Source organism: Erythrobacter sp. Alg231-14, assembly GCF_900149685.1.
GTDB lineage: Bacteria > Pseudomonadota > Alphaproteobacteria > Sphingomonadales > Sphingomonadaceae > Erythrobacter.
Genome location: NZ_LT702999.1, coordinates 3050081 through 3068579, shown reverse-complemented (window position 1 = coordinate 3068579; position 18499 = coordinate 3050081). Strand labels below are relative to the sequence as shown.

Annotated in this window: 16 protein-coding genes and 3 tRNA genes; 5 read left to right on the top strand and 14 right to left on the bottom strand. The window is 57.1% G+C overall.

Features of this window, described 5'->3' with window-relative positions:
- The first annotated feature begins 26 nt into the window (after positions 1–26).
- The gene (locus BQ8290_RS14650; protein ID WP_108791519.1) at positions 27–1463 is read left to right on the top strand and encodes a M28 family peptidase; all 1437 of its coding nucleotides are present in this window, start codon (positions 27–29) and stop codon (positions 1461–1463) included.
- A gap of 21 nt (positions 1464–1484) precedes the next feature.
- Here BQ8290_RS14650 and BQ8290_RS14645 read toward each other — a convergent pair whose 3' ends face one another.
- The 6 genes from BQ8290_RS14645 to BQ8290_RS14620 form a co-directional block, all read right to left on the bottom strand.
- Positions 1485–2693, bottom strand: a complete 1209-nt coding sequence (locus BQ8290_RS14645; RefSeq protein ID WP_337661455.1) for a DUF1501 domain-containing protein — start codon at positions 2691–2693, stop codon at positions 1485–1487.
- Between the two features lie 6 nt (positions 2694–2699).
- Positions 2700–4211 (bottom strand): DUF1800 family protein, encoded by a 1512-nt coding sequence (locus BQ8290_RS14640; protein WP_108791517.1) that lies wholly within the window; start codon positions 4209–4211, stop codon positions 2700–2702.
- Positions 4212–4562: 351 nt separating this feature from the next.
- Positions 4563–4639, bottom strand: a tRNA-Pro gene (locus BQ8290_RS14635).
- Positions 4640–4717: 78 nt separating this feature from the next.
- Positions 4718–4793 (bottom strand) — tRNA-Ile (locus BQ8290_RS14630).
- Positions 4794–4919: 126 nt separating this feature from the next.
- Positions 4920–5915 carry a polysaccharide deacetylase family protein gene (locus tag BQ8290_RS14625; RefSeq protein WP_108792481.1) on the bottom strand — a complete coding sequence of 332 codons (996 nt, stop codon included), beginning with the start codon at positions 5913–5915 and terminating at the stop codon, positions 4920–4922.
- 180 nt (positions 5916–6095) lie between these two features.
- Complete coding sequence (locus BQ8290_RS14620) at positions 6096–8042, bottom strand: histidine kinase dimerization/phospho-acceptor domain-containing protein (protein WP_108791515.1); 1947 nt, start codon at positions 8040–8042, stop codon at positions 6096–6098.
- Positions 8043–8392: 350 nt separating this feature from the next.
- Between BQ8290_RS14620 and BQ8290_RS14615 the strand changes: the two genes are divergently transcribed.
- From BQ8290_RS14615 to BQ8290_RS14605, 3 genes are all read left to right on the top strand, one after another.
- On the top strand, positions 8393–8854 hold the full coding sequence (locus BQ8290_RS14615; RefSeq protein ID WP_108792479.1) for an Lrp/AsnC ligand binding domain-containing protein: 462 nt from the start codon (positions 8393–8395) through the stop codon (positions 8852–8854).
- A 15-nt stretch (positions 8855–8869) separates the two neighbouring features.
- Complete coding sequence (locus tag BQ8290_RS14610; RefSeq protein WP_108791513.1) at positions 8870–9340, top strand: GFA family protein; 471 nt, start codon at positions 8870–8872, stop codon at positions 9338–9340.
- A 322-nt stretch (positions 9341–9662) separates the two neighbouring features.
- Positions 9663–10883 (top strand): HWE histidine kinase domain-containing protein, encoded by a 1221-nt coding sequence (locus BQ8290_RS14605; RefSeq protein ID WP_108791511.1) that lies wholly within the window; start codon positions 9663–9665, stop codon positions 10881–10883.
- A 34-nt stretch (positions 10884–10917) separates the two neighbouring features.
- On the opposite strand, the gene accC is transcribed toward BQ8290_RS14605, so the two are convergent.
- From accC to BQ8290_RS14565, 8 genes are all read right to left on the bottom strand, one after another.
- Positions 10918–12267: an acetyl-CoA carboxylase biotin carboxylase subunit gene (gene accC / locus BQ8290_RS14600; RefSeq protein ID WP_108791509.1), complete on the bottom strand. Its 1350-nt coding sequence runs from the start codon at positions 12265–12267 to the stop codon at positions 10918–10920.
- Positions 12268–12273: 6 nt separating this feature from the next.
- Positions 12274–12759: an acetyl-CoA carboxylase biotin carboxyl carrier protein gene (gene accB, locus BQ8290_RS14595; RefSeq protein ID WP_108791507.1), complete on the bottom strand. Its 486-nt coding sequence runs from the start codon at positions 12757–12759 to the stop codon at positions 12274–12276.
- A 124-nt stretch (positions 12760–12883) separates the two neighbouring features.
- Positions 12884–13324, bottom strand: coding sequence for a type II 3-dehydroquinate dehydratase (locus BQ8290_RS14590; protein ID WP_108791505.1), 441 nt, complete (start codon positions 13322–13324; stop codon positions 12884–12886).
- 48 nt (positions 13325–13372) lie between these two features.
- On the bottom strand, positions 13373–13678 hold the full coding sequence (locus BQ8290_RS14585) for a hypothetical protein (RefSeq protein WP_337661453.1): 306 nt from the start codon (positions 13676–13678) through the stop codon (positions 13373–13375).
- Between the two features lie 200 nt (positions 13679–13878).
- Complete coding sequence (locus tag BQ8290_RS14580) at positions 13879–14292, bottom strand: 3TM-type holin (RefSeq protein WP_108791501.1); 414 nt, start codon at positions 14290–14292, stop codon at positions 13879–13881.
- A gap of 78 nt (positions 14293–14370) precedes the next feature.
- Positions 14371–15261, bottom strand: a complete 891-nt coding sequence (locus tag BQ8290_RS14575; RefSeq protein ID WP_443112328.1) for an HpcH/HpaI aldolase/citrate lyase family protein — start codon at positions 15259–15261, stop codon at positions 14371–14373.
- Positions 15262–15328: 67 nt separating this feature from the next.
- The gene (locus BQ8290_RS14570) at positions 15329–17533 is read right to left on the bottom strand and encodes a TonB-dependent receptor plug domain-containing protein (RefSeq protein ID WP_108791499.1); all 2205 of its coding nucleotides are present in this window, start codon (positions 17531–17533) and stop codon (positions 15329–15331) included.
- 124 nt (positions 17534–17657) lie between these two features.
- A tRNA-Pro gene (locus BQ8290_RS14565) sits at positions 17658–17734 on the bottom strand.
- A gap of 375 nt (positions 17735–18109) precedes the next feature.
- On the opposite strand from BQ8290_RS14565, the gene yajC reads away from it, so the two are divergent.
- The gene (gene yajC, locus BQ8290_RS14560) at positions 18110–18436 is read left to right on the top strand and encodes a preprotein translocase subunit YajC (protein ID WP_108791497.1); all 327 of its coding nucleotides are present in this window, start codon (positions 18110–18112) and stop codon (positions 18434–18436) included.
- Positions 18437–18499 lie beyond the last annotated feature (63 nt).

Here is an 18499-nt window from a genome sequence, read left to right as displayed (position 1 = left end):
CAGCGGCGCGACTAGCAATTTGCGCCATGAAAAAGACACTCCTCATCTCCGCCGCTTCCCTGTTTACTTTGGGATTTTCCGCTCCGCTTTTGGCGGATGCGCATGTTGAACAATCCGCCGACACGTCCTTGGATGAGGTCGCGAATGCAGCGTTGGAGAACGACGCCTATGCGTGGGAATTCGTCGAAGGGGTGACCACAGAAGTGGGCCCACGCCAAGCCGGCACCGAAGCAGAAGCACGCGGGCGCGCATGGGCGGTCCAATGGCTAACCGATCACGGTTTTGACAATGTTGCGGATGAACCGTTTGAGATGACCACTTGGGTGCCCGGCGATATTGCCCGCGCCCGCGTTACGGCTCCTTTCGCTCAGGATATGGTGATTTTGCCACTGGGCAATTCGGTCGCAACACCCATCGGCGGGATGGAGGCCGAAGTCGTATTTTTCCGCACTGTCGATGAATTGCGCGCCGCGCCCGATGGGTCGCTGGATGGAAAGATCGCCTATATTAGCCATCAAATGCGCCGTTCTATGGACGGATCGCATTATGGATTTGCCGGCCCGGCCCGTTGGGTCGCATCGGGGATCGCATCCAGCAAAGGCGCGGTTGCCACGGTGATCAAATCGGTCGGAACCGATCATCATCGCAATCCCCATGTGGGCGGCACCGGTTGGCCCGAAGGCGTGACCCCAACACCGGCGGGCGCGTTGTCTTTGCCGGATGCAGAAAATCTGGAGCGTATGTTTGAGCGGGCCGATGGCCGGGCGATCACCATGCGGATCGAACTGAACCCTGAAAGCATCGGCACCACGATGAGCGGCAATGTTGTTGGCGAAATTGTTGGCCGCAACCCCTCTTTGCCGCCGGTTTTGCTAGCTTGCCATTTGGACAGTTGGTGGAACGCCCCCGGCGCTTTTGATGATGGCGCGGGTTGCGGCATTGCTGCCGCGGCTGCTTTGAATGTGCAAAAGACCGGGCAACCGCTGCGCACCATTCGTGTGCTTTTCGCTGGTGCAGAGGAGGTCGGATTGTTCGGATCGACCGCTTACAGCGCGGCGCATATTGATGAACCTATCGGTGTCGGATTGGAAAGCGATTTTGGCGCGGATCGAGTCTGGCGGTTTGAAAGCAATTTTAGAGAGACCAATCCCGATCTGCACGCCAGACTGGCTGGTGCGATTGCGCAATTTGGCGTGGCCAATTCGACCATCCGCGCAAGCGGTGGGGCGGATCTAAACATCCTGCGCGATCAAGGCGGTGCGATCATAGATCTGCAACAGGATGGGACGCGGTATTTCGACCTGCACCACACGCCGGATGACACATTGGACAAAATCGATCCGGTGCAATTGCGTCAGAACGTGGCCGTTTGGACAATGGTCGCGGGTATCCTGGCCAATGAAAGCGGTTCGATTCAAACCGGCGGACCCATTCCCAGCGCGCCAGCAACCGCAGGGGAATAAGCCCGCTTCTAGCGGCTGAAATTACGCCTTGATAATCCCGCCCAAGGCCGTGTCCGTGCGGCCGGGGAACAAACGCGCCATCGTGCGCGCGGGGTCCATGCGCAGATGTTCGGCCACTGACCCTGCTATCACGCTTTCCAAAGCAAGGGTGGGACGCAGATCGCGGTTTTCGTAGAGGTCGTTTTCGCGCAGGCCCGGCCAATCGGCGATCACTCTGCCGCCGCGCACCGTGCCGCCCATCAATAGGGTCGCCGATGCGGTGCCGTGATCGGTGCCGTTCGTGCCGTTGTAACGGGCGGTCCTGCCAAATTCAGTCGCGACCACAACCAAGGTGTTGTCCCACGCGCTGCCCATGCCGGTGCGATACGATCCCAGCAACGCGTCAAGTTGGCTGACGACGCGGCGAAACGCGCCGGATTGATTGGCGTGTGTGTCCCATCCGCCCAATTCCATCATCGCAATACGCGCGCCATCGGTATCACGCATAAGCGAAGCCGCAAGCTCACCCGCCGCCTGTGCATCGCGCAAATTGCGCAACCCATCATCGCCGGCCATCGCTTGTGTCTCCAACGCCCGGCTCCACAAACCGCCCAATTGGGGGTCTTCGCGGTACAGCAATCCGACGCGGTCCATAAACGCGTCGCTGGCTTGGGGAAGCGAGCTTGGCGCGTAGCTTGACGCCGGGGCATCACCGCGCAGAGCCAAAGGCATGGTCGGGGCAATGGCCAATGCGCTGGGAGGGGGCGCGCCGGCATCTTCGGCCATCATGGCGATCAATCTGTTCATCCAGCCATCGCGCACTGCATAAGGTTGCGCAGCACCGGTTTCCAAAAGGTTTTGACCATCAAAATGGGACCGTTCGCGATAGGATGTCGCCGCGGCATGGGCGAAGACGGCTTCCCCTGCGTCAAACGCGGCACCAACCTGATCCAAGGCCGGGTGAATGGCGAACAAGCCGCCTGTACGCCGTGCCCCATCATAATCGTCCATCGCGGATCCGCGCAGCGCGGCAAATCCGGGGTCATCCACGGGGGCAACCATCGCCATGCCATCGGCGGCCCCGCGCAACAGGACGAACAACAGGTTGTTGTGCCCAACCCCTTGGGCAAAGGCCATTCGCGGCAACGCCATGCCGGCGGTGCCTAGAATGATGGATCCGCCCAATCCCTTGGTCAGCAATGACCGGCGGTTGAGTGCCATTTGGCCGTGCGCAGTTTTCTCTTGGGTCATGTCAGATTACCTCCGCATCATTTCGGGTGAGACCAACAGCAAGGCGAGCGCCTGTGATCCGCTTTCAGCACGAGAGAGCCATGTGCGGGTGTGATCGGTTAAAGCGCCGGGGAATGCGGCCTGCGCGCGTGCCAACACGTCGTCGGCGGGTACGTTCTGTGCGATCCGCTCCGCCAATTCGACCCGCCTGAACAACGCGTCTGGTCCGGCCCAACTGCCTTCGAGGTCATCGTATCCAGCGGGGGAGGGCGCGCGCCACGGCATTTGCCCTATTTCATTGAGCGCCCCGGCAATCCGGCGACTGCTCAACGAATCTACCCCAGTGATGCGCATCACCGCGACAAACCATTCAAACGGTTGGCGAAATTTGACAGGATCGGCAGCCCAAACTTCGGGCGCATTGATCAATGTTTGGGTTAAGCTTTTCAGATCGCCATCGGTACGTAGAAAGTCCGTCTCCAGCGCGCGCACCAATCCTTCTGGTGGGGTGTCACCAGCAAAATGTCGTGCCATTTTCGTAGCGATAAAGCGGGCCGTTGATGGATGGCTGGCGAGATCTGATAGGATCGCTTCGGCTTGACCCGATCCACCGTTTGGACCGGTGTCGCGATAGGTCCGGCCCAACACGCGCCGTTCGCCCGGCTCATGCGCAAATTCGACAAAGGCCGCTCCACCGGGGCGGGGTTCGCTAAATCGTCGGACTTGGCGCAATCCGTCCACAGTCCATCCGGTCAACGCCCGCGCAAATTCGGTGACGTCGGTTTGAGAATAGCCGCCATCGACGCCAACTGTGTGCAGTTCGAGAATTTCGCGTGCGAGGTTTTCATTGAGACCGCGCGGAGCCTGACCATTTTCTCGCCGGCGCCTCTCGCGTCGTTGTTGAAAGGGGGAGTTTGGCCCGACCGATCGAAATTGATCGAGGTAAAGCAGCATGGCGGGATGCAGCACAGCGGCTTTTAATAGGTCGGAAAACTTGCCCAATACATGGCCGCGAATCGCAGAGAATTCGTGATTGGCGACTTGGTAATGTGTGCCCGGCTTTTGGGCTGACACGCTAAAATGATTGGACCAAAAATGGACCAGCCGTTCCACCATTGGAGTTTCAGAAGCGACCGCGACTTTCGTGCGCAATCCAATGTCTTGGCGCAGTGTTTGGCCTGCATTGCGATAGGATGCGCGCACTTCGTCTGGGATGCCGTTGCCCGCATTCCCGCCTTCGGTCATTTGATTCCTGCGATTCCTTCGATTTCGGGGACTCCCGCGCTCCATTTCCGCACCATCGGACATGGTTTCGCCCGATGCGGCGGCCTGTGCCTGACGTTGACGGCGGGCTCCTCGCAGCATTTCCAAGATTTCGCCCGCTTTGCCCGACGTGTCCTCACGCCCGGCCAACAATGGCGGATTGGGATCGAACGTATCCAATTGTGCCAACAAATATTGTTTGGGATCGGATGGCGGCGCGTCGCCCTTTCGCAATCCATAACCGAACCGATTGAGAGCAATATGCGGTTGGTCCATGGTTTAAACTCCTGAAACAAGGCGTGTTAAACAAGGGGGCAATGGCGCTTGAACTGCGATGGCCAAACCTTGGGAAACGGGTGCGGTGTTGCGAATAAACTGACGCGCTTGCCCAACTAAGTCACGCATTTGTCGGTCGCGTTTTGTCGCGAAATGTCTTCGAACCTGCAAAAATTACGGGGAATCAGGGGTATGCGATGATGATTTGGGGTGAAACTGGCAACGGACGAAGGCGTTTGCCACAATTGCACATGGGATAAGCCTGTGACGCGAATCCGCGTGACGAAGCGTCCAAACCCGGCCGGGTCTGAATCTGCGTCGTCTATCCATCATTTTGCAGAACTATTGAAATGGTCGGGGAGACAAGATTTGAACTTGCGACCCCCTGTACCCAAAACAGGTGCGCTACCAGGCTGCGCCACTCCCCGACTACATTTCAATTGCTTTGTCACCAAAACCACCAACCGGATCTGCCTACAGGCAGGAACCGTGCTCTATAAAGAACATGGTGGGCCCGGCAGGATTCGAACCCGCGACCTAGCCGTTATGAGCGGCCAGCTCTAACCACTGAGCTACAGGCCCACAGCAGTCCGAAAACGCCTCGGTGACGAAAGCAGCCACGCCCCTACAGCGGGTTTATCCAAGAAACAAGCGGGTATTGCACATTTGTAAATTGATATGGATTGAACACCCGATTTGGGACGGGTTTTAGCGTTCAACCGCATCAATCAGTTGGGCGACATTCGCGCTGTTGACGCCGCGTAGCGACAAATAGCCATAGATTTGGCGCAACCACTCATACAACGCCTCTACATCCTCATCGGATTGCGAATAGGGCGTGTATCCGGGGGCGAGACTGGGGCTATGAAGTGAGAGCACAAGTACCGGCAGGCGTTCATCGAGCGCAATATCGATCCCGCGAAGGGCTTCCTCGGCGGTTACGCCCTCTGGTGTGAGCGCGATCCGTTCGAGCAATTTGAATTTTGAGAAGCCCGCAAAAAGGGTGGGGAAAAATCGCTGAATGCGATGAATGCTTTTGCCCATTTGCCTCAAAAGGCCCCAATAAACGGTCGTAACCGGCAATTCGAGCAACGCATGATCATCGCCGACCCAATAGGGGGCGACCGGATGGTCGGAATAATCGGGGCCATCTTGATCGCTGTAATCGAAAAGCGAGCGTACGGATGTGTCGATTGCAATCCCGTTCGCTTTCAAAAGCTCCGATGTGTTCGGGCCAAGTCCATATCGACCCGCTCGATATATGCGTGGGGGCACGCCAAATGCCTGCTCAATTTGGTCGCGCAATGCGACGAATTTGCGCGCTTCCAATCCGCGCGGCAGATTGCCTGAGAATGAATGGTGTGTGGAAACTTCTTCCTCAAACGGGGGATTGACCCAAGGGTGCAATTGCACGCCAATATCGGCAGCCCCACGGCGAACGGCGTCGCCGATGATTTCGATTGCGCGGGGGTCATTGGCGATCGGCCAATCGACCAAATAAACCGGATGGGCCCCGATTCCTTCGCAGAATTGTTGGAACCGGGGCAGGGCTTCGACGTGCTTCAACCCGTGTGCATCGCGCGAAAACGGTCGATTCCAATCGAATTCCTCTTCGGTATCGACGGTAAGCAGGACGCGCGCTGAAGATGGGTCTTTAAACGCGGCGCGCACGCCGGGATCGTTCAGCCGCGGTGGATCGACCATGGACACGGTTTCACGACCAAGCGCGGTCGCGCTTTGGGCAGGTGCAGGCGTCTGAAGCCCGCCTTCAAGAGTCCCATTTGAGGCCATGATGGGAACGCCATACACCAAACTGGTAAGCGATGCCTTACCACCGGCTCGTGCTTTATTGGGCGAAACCCTAAGGTTTGGCGCTTTCGCGGCTTAGGCGTCGGTTGACGCTTCGCAATCAGAGGCGGTGTCATCCGCATCAATATACGGCAATGTCAGGGCAATCGTGTCGCCGTTGCGGACCAATCCGCCGCCGGCGGCACGCGCTTCGGCTCTGGCCAAACGCAACGCGAAACCCGCGCCGAACAAACCGGCGTTAATTGCCGTGCCGATCGGCTTAACCTCGGCGGTGAATATGTCCTCTTCCGCCAACAATTGCGCGGGGAGGTCACAGATCAATTGGGCCATGCCGCCTTCATCATAAAGCGTGGCCTCCAACATTTCGCCGGCCGAACACCCGCCGCCGATTGTCGCCATCAACCGCCAAATCAACGAATCGGCTTCGTCTGTATCAAGCGCGACGATGTACGGAACATCATCCGTTTTTAGAGTGATACCGGCCATGCGCGGTTGCAGAACTTGATCCAATTGACGGTTGGTGCGTGCGATCAACGCGCCCAGATCGGTCGACCCGGTTTCGACATCCACCGATCCGGTTTCCAACCGCGCCAGCCGGTCCAATTCCTCAAAACCCGACAAGATGCGCGCTGCATCCGCTGCAATTGCCGCGGCTAACGCACGATATTCATGCGGGGCGCTGCCAAACAATTGTTGCTGAATAACTTCGGCATAGCCTTGGACGGCGGTGATGGGGGTGCGCAATTCGTGCAGCAATTGACGAATGCGATCGGCTTCGCGTTGCACGGCGCTGGGCATGGATGGGTCTTCGCCCATTGGGCGTCGAAAGCGGCCCACATAGCCGGAAAAATTGCCATCATCGGTGAAACGCGGTTGGGCATCGAGGGACCATTCCCCGGCAATCGCCTGTGCTCCGTACAATGTTATATCGCTACCCGAGATTGGTTGTCTGCGCGCAAAGGCGCGTTCGACCGGTGTCTCGCGATCCGCGTTGCCAAGACGGGGCGGGGCGACCAATCGCGTTCCGATCACCATCGCGGCCACATCGCCATCGGCCCATTCGATCCGTCCGCCGGCATCTGCGGCAAAGCCAAACGCGCCGACCAATTTTTCGCCGCGCGGTTGATCTTCGCCTAGTGGCAGACGCGGCTCGCTGCCATCCAATTCGCCGCCGCTTTCGCGTGTGCGCTTGAACTGTGCGATCCGTTCGACCAACGCGGAAATCTCGCTGCGCCCCTCGTGGGCCGGGTCAAATGCCGCCGGCAGGGGCGAATCATCGGGCGTCGGTTTGGCTTCTACCCCCGCATCCGCATCCGCATCGGCACTGCCATCTGATTCTTCATCTAGGATGGCCGCAATATCATGGGGCGGGGCGGCGTTGTCGTCGATGCCAACGGTTTGATCCGGCAGAACGAGGTAATCCTCGTCCGACCCGATGTCGTCGTTGAGGGAAATAACCGGTTCGTTTGGATCCGTTTCTCCTGCAGTCGGTTCAATCGGTGGCGGTGATCCAACGCTGTAAGGCGCCGTCCCTTCTCGCTCTATTCCCTCTGGAGAGGGCAATCCGCGATCGCTCACGCCCAGCCGGTCCAATGTGGTTTCCGCATCCAGAGGCAGATCGCGCCGCAACCGCAAGAACCCGCGCGCCCTAATGGGGAGTCGAGGAATAAGCGCGGACCAATCCTGTTCCGTCAATTGCGCGCGGTTCAGAGCAGCCGATGCAACATCGGGCTCGAAATCCGCCAGATGCGCGGCCAATTCTGGGTTTTGAAACCGCCAACCGCGCTCTCGGATCATTTTCGCCCGGTCTGCAGCCGGAATTTCTTGGGCCAAGGCGTCCATCCTCAACCACGCAGAGGCGATCAAAGACCGATCGGAGCCGCCCTTTGCATCACCCGCTCCGCCGCCGCCGGGTTGGGCCGCGCCAAGAATGTCGAGCAATTGCCGATATTGCGTGCGCAAGCCGACGTCGCTCGATGCGCGCTGACGCAGCACAGTCGCAAGGCGATCATCGAAAAACATTCACGCTCCTTACTTGAGCACTGCCCCAACATGAGCATCGGCGAACCAGAGGAAATGGCGCATATCCCAATGCGCGCGCCGAACCCATTCTGGCATTGGGTACGGATCAACATCGTGTACCTAGCACCGGAAATGATTTGTCACAGGCGTCAGTCGAGCGCGTTGCAAAGCGGGACAATTGCTGGCACACATAATTAAATTAGGTTTCATTGCTCAATGCGGTGCATAGTCTTGCACACAATTGTTAGCCTATGAGCCAATCTGCCGCGCCCACGCAATTCAAACAGCTTGGGGCAACCAACGCCGCGCAATGCGTGGTCAGCAACACTTTCGGGGGAGCCCAACGAGAAATGGCGAATCTTGACGAGATCGATAAACGCCTACTCAGCGAACTTCAGGCCGAGGGCCGCGTGACGAATGTCGAATTGGCCCAACGTGTTGGATTGACCGCGCCGCCATGTTTGCGGCGTGTTCGCGGCCTTGAAGAAGACGGCGTTATCCGCGGATATCACGCCGATTTGGACCCGTCGAAATTGGGTTTCGCAATCACCGTTTTTGCAATGGTTAGCCTAAAGAGTCAGGCCGAAAGCGAGCTGCGGGAATTCGAAGATCACATGGCGGATCTTCCCGAAGTGCGCGAATGCCATATGCTCAATGGCGAGATTGATTTCATTCTCAAGATTGTCAGCCAAGACCTTCAAAGTTTTCAAGAATTCCTGACCAGTAAGCTGACGCCGGCACCCAATGTTGCCAGCGTGAAGACGTCCCTGACGATCCGTACAGCCAAGCATGAGCCCGGCGTTCCACTATAAGAAACGGGCACAGGCATGACCGACATTTTTGGAGACGATGAAGCGGGCGAAGAACGCCTATCCGATCCAATTCACGGTCGATGCCTATGCGGCGCGGTTTCCATCACTTTGGAAGGGACGCTTCCCAAGGTTGATATTTGTCATTGTGAAATGTGCGTGCGGTGGTCCGGCACGTTTTTGGGCGGATTGAGCGGCACAAGTGCCACGATAACCGGCGAAGAATCGGTTTCGATTTACCAATCCAGCGATTGGGCCCAACGCGCCTTTTGCAAAAATTGCGGCACCAAGCTTTGGTATTGTTTCACGCCCAACGGCCACACCAGCTATCTGGCTGGCCTGTTTGATGTGCCCGATGGATTGGGCATTCTTCAACAGATTTTCGTAGACGAAAAACCCGATTGGTACGATTTGGTGCAAAAAAGCCCGATGAAAACGGGCCCAGAAATCATCGCAGAAGCCGAAGCAGCGGGTTTTACCTTCGATTGATGCCTGTCTGCGGTTGAATGCCGGGTGATGGATCTGGTTGATCCACTCCACAATTCCCGACCAAGCCCCAGCCGCGGACCTTCTTAATCCGGATGCATCGGTATTTGGGCGCGATGCGACGGCTTCTTCATCCAACGCGGTGGTTTCTGAAAACCCTCTTTGCCTCGTGTCCGATGGCTCGCATGGGCTGGTACGTCCGTTTCGGTGCAACTCTAGGCAGTCTTACGGAGGGTTTGGCGATGCCCGCTGGGATAGGGGTTGATGGCTAAGTGATTGCCCGCGCTCCAACCGGTGCAGTTCCCCGACATTTGAAAGGTCGCAGATGAATGCACTGATCGAATATGAGAAATATATGCCGCACGGGATGTGCCTGCTTTGGGAGCCGTGGTTGGTCATTTTGTGGTCCGGTTCCGACTTGCTCATATTCGCCGCCTATATGGCCATTCCGATGGCCATTTGGCTCGTGCTGAAACGGCGGCCGGACCTCGGGCATCGCGGTCTGGTGTCGTTGTTTGCGGCGTTCATCTTGCTGTGTGGCATCACCCACGCGCTTTCAATCGTGACACTTTGGTACGCGATCTATCCCTTCATGGGCGTGGTCAAATTGGCGACGGCTGCCGTTTCGCTGGTGACGGCGGTGGTCCTGTTCCGACTAATCCCGACATTCATCCGCATTCCGACGCCCCAAAAACACGAAGAGGTCATTGCGCAATTGGAAGTGACCTTGGCCGATCTTGCCATGGCCAGAGATCAATTGGAGCGCACGGTAGCCCACCATGCACTGGCGTTGGAGGCGGCCAATACTATGATCGCGCAAAACGCGCGCAACGATGTGCAGCGCAGCCGCAATCTCATCCAATTGTTATCAATGTTGACCCGGCCTGGCGTGTATTTGAGCGACCGTCCAGAAGTGTTCATGCGCGAATTGCGCGGACGCGTGAACGCTCTGTCCATCGCGACATCCAATGTGATGGAGCATGGCGACGGTGCCTCTTGCGATATTGAACACATTATCCGCCGACAGGTCGAACCGCATTTCGCCCATCCCGATGAAAAACTATCCGTCAAAGGGGACGTCGTGCTGGTCGGAATGCAAGGTGCACAGCAGATCAGTCTGGTCGCATGGGAATTGGCGGGACGGTTGGCCCAGATGAACCGATGGGACCGAGCAGATGCAAAGGTTGCGGTCGAATGGAGGGTCGAGCCATCGACGCCGACGGACTCAGGTCAGAATGATCGGGGCCCCACTTGCTCAATCGAATGGCGCGAAACCAAGCAGTCCAATCCTGAGGCATCCCATGGCTTGGAGGACATTCAAAACGACCCAATTCCGGTAACGCCCGCACCGTTGGATGGTTTTAGCGAGGTGTTGTTGACGCAGATCATACCGCGCCTTCTGCATGGTAAAGCGCGCATCGACATCGAACAATCGACGTTCATCTACCGGCTGACCTGTCCGCTTTCATCGCTTCAAAACACGCCAACAGCGGATGCATGTCCAACCAGCACGATGAACGATGATGTCACACCGCTTCCGTCATGACATGGCATTGTGAGTGGGCGCGATTAGGGCGACGTTAGACTTCGCGTTCTTCCAACCAATCTTCGAGCCATTTGATCGAGTAATCGCCGTGCAATACGTCGTTTTGACGCAGCAATTCTTGATGCAATGGGATGTTTGTTTTCACCCCTTCGACGACCATCTCTTCCAACGCCCGACGCAGGCGCATGATGCACCCTTCGCGATTGCGACCATAGACGATCAGCTTGGCGATCATGCTGTCGTAATAAGGCGGAATAGAATAGCCGGCATACAATCCGCTATCGACCCGCACGTGCATACCACCAGCCGGGTGGTAATAGGTGACTTTGCCCGGTGACGGGGCAAAGGTGAATGGGTCTTCGGCGTTGATCCGGCATTCAATGGCGTGGCCGCTAAATTCCAAATCTTCTTGAGCAACCGACAACGGTTTGCCCGCCGCAATGCGGATCTGTTCGCGGACTAGATCGACGCCGGTGATGGCCTCGGTAACAGGGTGTTCAACCTGAAGCCGGGTGTTCATTTCGATGAAGTAGAACTCGCCGTCTTCCCAAAGGAATTCGATCGTGCCGGCACCGCGGTAACCCATGTCGCGCATCGCTTTAGAGCAGACTTCGCCCATGCGCATGCGTTCATCATGGCTGATGACCGGGGAAGGGGCCTCCTCGAGCACTTTTTGGTGGCGGCGTTGCAGTGAACAATCGCGTTCGCCCAAGTGGATCGCATTGCCTTTGCCGTCGCCGAACACCTGAAATTCGATGTGGCGCGGATTGCCGAGATACTTCTCAATATAAACGGTCGCATCGCCAAAGGCGGCTTTCGCCTCTGATCCAGCTTGTTTCATCAGAGTTTCAAGCTGATCTTCGCTTTCGCAAACCTTCATGCCGCGACCGCCGCCGCCGCTGGCGGCTTTGATGATCACGGGATAGCCGACTTCCTTGGCGACTCGCTTACCCTCTTCGGGATCGTCGATTGCGCCATCGGAGCCGGGAACAAGCGGCAGGCCCAACGCGCCAGCCGATCGCTTCGCTTCGACTTTGTCGCCCATGGTGCGGATATGTTCAGGCTTTGGCCCGATCCATGCCAGGTCATGCGCCTCTACGATGTCTGCGAATTTGGCGTTTTCGGAGAGAAATCCGTAGCCTGGGTGCACAGCATCGCATTCTGCGATCTCTGCCGCAGAAATGATGTTGGCCACATTCAAGTAACTGTCAGTGGCTGAAGGCGGGCCGATGCAAACGGCGTGATCGGCCAACCGCACATGCATCGCGTCGGCATCCGCGGTGGAATGCACCGCGACCGTTTCAATGCCCATTTCGTGAGCTGCGCGGTGGATGCGCAGCGCGATTTCACCGCGATTGGCGATCAGGATGCGGGTGATGCTCATGCTGGTTTACGCAATCACGACAAGCGGTTGATCAAATTCAACCGGCTGCGCGTTCTCAACCAAGATGGCTTGGACGGTACCAGCTTTGTCGGCGGCAATTGGGTTCATGACTTTCATCGCTTCGACGATCAACAACGTGTCGCCTTCGCTAACGGTGTCTCCGACTTTGATAAAGTTGGCAGCCCCCGGCTCCGCTGCAAGGTAGACTGTGCCCACCATCGGCGATTTAAAGGCGTTGGCATTGGCCGCTTCGGGTGCCGCTTCGGGTGCAGGGGCCGTTGCAGTAGGCGCCGCAGCAGCAGGTGCAGCGGAAACAGGTGCAGGCGCTGCGAAGGGCACGGATGCAACGCCACCATTGCGCGACACGCGGATTTTGCGGTCGTTATCTTCAACTTCGATTTCGGAAAGACCGGTTTCATCGAGCAGCTCGGCCAGTTCGCGAACGAGCGCTGAGTCGATATTCATGCCGGAATTTGGCTTTTTGTCAGCCATACGTACCCCTTGTTTGGTTGCGCCACATGGATTGCCATGGGCGGCGATTGACGCGGTGACTATTCACCCCAATTGCGGCTGGCAAGTGGCAATTGGTGCAATTTGTCGAAATGTGACCCAGTTTCTAAAGGTCACCTGACGCTACGGCTTCCAATGCGATGCGGTAGCTGTCGGCTCCGTGCCCTTCGACCGTTTTGGCCGCTGCCATCCCAACATAAGAGAGATGTCGAAAATCCTCACGGGTTTTCGGGTCGGACAAATGCACTTCGATAACAGGGGTTTGGATTGCTTTGATCGCATCTAGAATGGCAATGGAAGTGTGCGTGTACGCGGCCGCATTCAACAACACGGCGCGCGCGCCTTGTGCTTGCGCTTCGTGGAGCCAATCGACGAGCATCCCTTCATGATTGGTTTGCCGCATATCGATCGTCAAACCGAGTTCTAGGGCGCGATCCTCCAACATACCCGCGATTTCATCGAGGGTGGTGGATCCGTAGATTTCTGGTTCGCGCAGTCCAAGAAGGTTCAAATTCGGACCGTTGAGAACGTAAATTGTGTCAGACATGCCGCCCAATTAGCGGCAGAGAGCCCGCATAGGAAGGGGGCGGTTCCCCTATGCCGCAATATCGGGCGAAGCCGCAGACAGTTGGGATCGAAGACGTTTGAGCGCGGCGTGTTCGATTGAACCGTTTGAACCGTCTGTATCAATCGCGTCGGTCGGCCCTTGATCCAACATTGCGGACAGTTGGAACAATGTTTGGCCAAACACGTCGAGCCGCTGCAATTGCAACAGATGGCCGTCCAGCACCTGAGGGTTTTCGGAAAGAGCATCCCCCAATTCCCCTGCACTTTGGGCCAATTCCAACAAGATTTCGGAAATGGAGTGCAGGAGAACCGGGGGGAGGGGATGATCTTTCACAGCGGTGCGCCCATCGCGGAGAGGACAGGCGGCATCGCAATGTTTCCACCGGAGGTGACGGTGGAGAGGGTTGGATAAGAGGGCGCGGCGAATCTCGTCATGATTGTCTCTCTCATGACTATCGCCAATTCAACACCGCCGACTTTCCTAGGGGGCACGGGGTTTTGCGGAGAAAGATGCAATCCTCGGTAAGGATCGATTTATTGATCGACCCCTTTGACCTTTCCCCATTGCCGGGCGGCCGTGTAACCAAGATACCCCGTCCCAAACAACGCGTAGAGCGGATCAGGAAGCCCGCCGAGATAGGCGTTCATCCCCTGCGCAATATCCATTGCCGCGGCGGGGTTGAACGCGCTGAGCAGGCCCATCGGCAGCGCGGTCAGGATCAAAATATACATGACATACAGAAAGCTGGGCCGGGCCCGGCTGGTCCATGGATCTTTCGATTGTGCCTCTGCCACGATGGCTTGCAAGCGGGCTTCGATCAAAGCCATCTCCTGCGTCCCTTCGAGTTTGAGCAATTCAAACTGCGCTTTGGCGCGGGCCTCTTTGTCGGGAATGATTTTGTCTAGGATAGATGTGATCGGGCCGATCAGGGATTCGAGTAAGGCCATGGCAACGCTCCTTTGGATGAGTTGCGGCCATTGATAACCAAATTGGTTCGTGTAGGAAAGTTCGCTAACCTAAGGCAGCTATTGCGTTTCGGCCAGCAAACGCTCTGCAAGCGCTAAATGAGGCCGGTCCAACATGTTGCCATTCATTGCCACTGTGCCCGATCCGGGATTGTCCGCAAATGCCTGCACTACAGCCCTTGCATGAGCGATCTCTTCTTCGCTGGGTGTGAAGGCGGCGTTGATTGGGGCGATTTGCGCCGGGTGAATGGCCAACATGCCGCGATAACCCGATGCGCGCACACTGCGCGCGCGGGTTTCCAACGCTTCTAGATCGCGGAATTCGGGTTGAACGGTTTCGATCGGTGCAACGCCCGCTTTGACCGCTCCCAAAAGGCATAGGCTACGCGCCAATTGATAGACATGGGTGTACTCGCCATCTGCGCTGCGTTGCTCGCTCGCGCCCAACTCGCTGGATAGATCTTCCGCGCCCCAGCTCATAGCAACCAACCGCGCTTGCCCTTTGCTCGCCGCGTCATAGGTGCCGGTTGTAAACATGGCAGCGGCCGTTTCCGTGACCAAGGCGGCGACTTTCGTCGTGCCGGGCGTGATCCCTGCCGCCGTTTCGCGCGCGGTTAACATTGCGTCCAAAACTTCGACATCGTGGCCGCCTTCGGCTTTGGGCAGAAACACACCGCCGGGACCCGATGCCAACACGACATCCAAATCCGCTTCGGTCAGGCCGCTGGACAGGGGATTAATCCGCACCCAAATCCGCGCTGTGTTGTCGGAACCTGCGATAGCGGCCGCGACCATATGGCGTGCCTCGGCCTTGCGGTCGGGGACAACGGAATCTTCGAGATCCAACAAAGCGATATCAGCGTCGCTGGCGATGGCCTTGCCCATTTTCTTGTCGCTGTCGCCCGGTGCGAAAAGCCAACTGCGCATGCGGAGGGTGGTGCTTAGGGTCATCGACATATCCTTTGGGTTGGCGCGCTATCGTTCGGCAAGCCGGTCACAAAGGGAGCGATTAGAACGCTCAGAACGATCCTTCAATCGTGAGCGAGAAAATCCTACCAAAGGTTCGATCGCGATCTTCGACGAAATCGACAATTCCCGCCGCCCGGTCCACAAAAACGGTGCGATCAAAACGGTCGGCGCGATTGGTTAGGTTGGCGACGCTGGCCCGCACGGTAAGACCGGCGAAATCTTTGTTTTCAACAAACGCGCCAATGAAACCGAATTGTTCGGTGCGCACCGCAACTTCGTCCAGTCGCACTTGGGGTGCTTGATCTTCCCAACGCGCCGATCCGCCGATTGCCCAAACAGAGTTCACGAAGTCGTGACGCAATTCAAAATCGATCTCGGCCAATGTGTTGCCCGACAATTTGCGCGGTGTGCCCAACAACGGATCGAGCACCGAGGAATCGGTTAGATCCAATTCAAAATCGATCCGCGTGCCTCGCCACCCGATGCCCTCTGACAAAAGCGTCAAGGTGCTGCTCAGCCCGTAAAATTCGGCAGATGGCAGATTGCCCGGTGCCTGACCACCGCCCTCAATCGGGATTTGATCGACGATATCGGTGATATCTTCGTAGAAAAGGCGCAGGTTCAACGATCCCAGCACGCCGAGACCGGCGGTCGCTTCGACCTCATAAACCCAGCTTTGTTGCGGCACGAGGGACGAATTGGTCACGTCTTCGCGTTCTTGGTTGAGATCCACCGTGCTCAGAAAATCAAAGAAGTCGAGTTGACCCACAACACGTTCGGCGCGGCCGGAAATGTTGATCGTTTCGCTGGCGGCCCAATCGAGGGAGACGAACCCTTTTGGGCGATAGAATGTGCGGGTTTGTCCCAACGCGCCCGATTGGCTTAGCTTCGAATATTCGCCGCCGATCGACGATTGGAACTGCAACCCTTCTGCTAAAGGGCGGCTGTAAGTCACGCTAATATCGGCGCGATCTTCATCCACCCGCGCGGTTGCCCCTTCCAGAACAACCGGCTGAAGAATGCCGGCCGCATCGCGTTGTTCAAAGGATGAATCAATATCGAGGATGTTGCGCACACCCTCCACCGCAAACAGCAAATTTCCACCCAGTCCGCCAACATTGTATTCGGCGCGGGCGATGGATTCATATTCGTCCGCCACGCGATCAAAAACCGATCCCTCCAACGGGCTGTTGTCGGAGAACTCAGTAAGGGATTCGGATACGGTCGGACTGTTTTCGAAGCGGTGCAATCCGATCAATTTGAGTTGACCGGGCCCGAATGCGAATTGGTAATCCAAACCGAATTCGAAGCTGAACTCGTCTTCTTGGCGGGTGAATTTCCGGCTGCGATCGGAGAGTGAGATCAGACCACTGCGTTCGGATGTTTCGGTTTCTCTGAAGAAAAATCCTTGCACTTCGCCCGTGGCGTTCAACACATTGCCATTGTCGGCAATGCGCGTGAAGGATCCGGAGATATTGGGCCGATCAATGTTGAAATTGGCTTGTTCGATCCGCGTATCGATCAACGCGCCGGATGCATCAAACACCCGTTCAATGCCTTCATTGCCACGGCGGTTGGATTGGTTTTCCAATGCCAACGTCCATTCGGTTTTCGCCCCGCCACCGGCAAACGAAACGGACCCTTCGAAAATGCGGGCTGGCGTCCCTTTGCTGCGAAAGCGCGGGGCGTATCGGAATTGCCCGGTGATCCCGCCGCTGTTGCTGGTGACAACGTTCAAGACTTGGCCCGATAGGCCCCCAATATCCAAGCTGGCGCCGTCGACCAATTCCAGTCGCACGACCTCTTCGGCTGGGATGCGCTCCAAAGCTTCGACCGGGCCGTTTGATTTTCCCGAAATGCGTCGACCATTGACGATGACGTTGGTGTCCGCTTGCCCCAAACCGCGCGCGCCATCGCCGCTGCGGATGGAAAAACCGGGAATTTGCCGCGCCATGTCCAGCGCGCTGCGCGGGGCGAAGCGAACGAAATCTTCGGGGGTAAAGGTGCGCCGTGTGTTGGTTTCTGTCGACGCCGTGCCGGTTTCATCCATCGCGGCCGTGTCCGTCGCCGTTCCATCGGTCGACCCGGCGGCCAACCCCGCGGGCGACCCAATTGAAGCGACGTTTTGGACGGAGACCCGTTCATCACTGGCCACAGCCATTGCGGGGCAGACCACGCCAAGCGCGGTGCCCATAATCGGGATATAAAGGGGGCGTTGCATCAACATTGAGCGAGTTAAGCGGTTAGGGCGCATGAAAGTTCCTTGCGCGCCGCTGTCACAATTAAACAGAGCCAAGAGACAAACGGGTGTCTCAGTTCGATGAAACTCATGGAATGGCTGATTGCAATTTGGGGATCACGTCGTGTGCGTGCTCCACTGGTCGGGAAGACAGGATTCGAACCTGCGACCCCCACACCCCCAGTGTGATGCGCTACCAGGCTGCGCTACTTCCCGTATCCAGTGGAGGCGGGCGCTATAGGGCGGCGATTGTAATGTGGCAAGCGGATAGGGTGACAAATAATTCGAAGGTTTTGGCGGTGGCCTGAAACGGGTTGCACCGCTGCTTTGGTGGGTACGGGCTCGTATGGTTGGCTCGTCTCATTGGGCTAACGTCTAAGGGACCGCCATGGAGTGATGGCAAGGGGATTTGGTCTGGATAACCGGCATTGCGGTGATGCAGTCATGCATCACCAATTCGCTCGGTGAATTGCGGCATGCTTGCATTGCTGCTACGCGCGCCCACTTATCTGAAAGCACGGGGCGTGGTTCGGCAACAGACGGTTGGTCGATGCCATAGATGTTCCGCCAATTTTATGGGTTTGATGACTTATGTTTGAATTACTCGCCGCCGCTGGTGCAGGCGCCGCAGAACAACCACCGGCATGGTTCACGTGGCTGCCGATTGTCGGGATGGTCGTGATCTTTTGGTTCTTGATCATTCGCCCACAAATGAAGCGGCAAAAAGAACATCAAGAAAAGGTCGGCGGCCTGAAAAAGGGCGATAAGGTCATCACACAGGGCGGCCTTGTGGGTAAGGTCATCAAAGTGGATGACACTTATGCTGAAATCGAATTGGCCAAAGACGTCCGCGTCAAAGCGGTCAAACACACCATCGCTGATTTGATCGAACCCGGTGGCAAACCCGCCAACGATTGATCTTTCTGGCCTAATCCCTGGTTCGATCTATCCCAAGATTGATGACGCCAATTCCATGACACA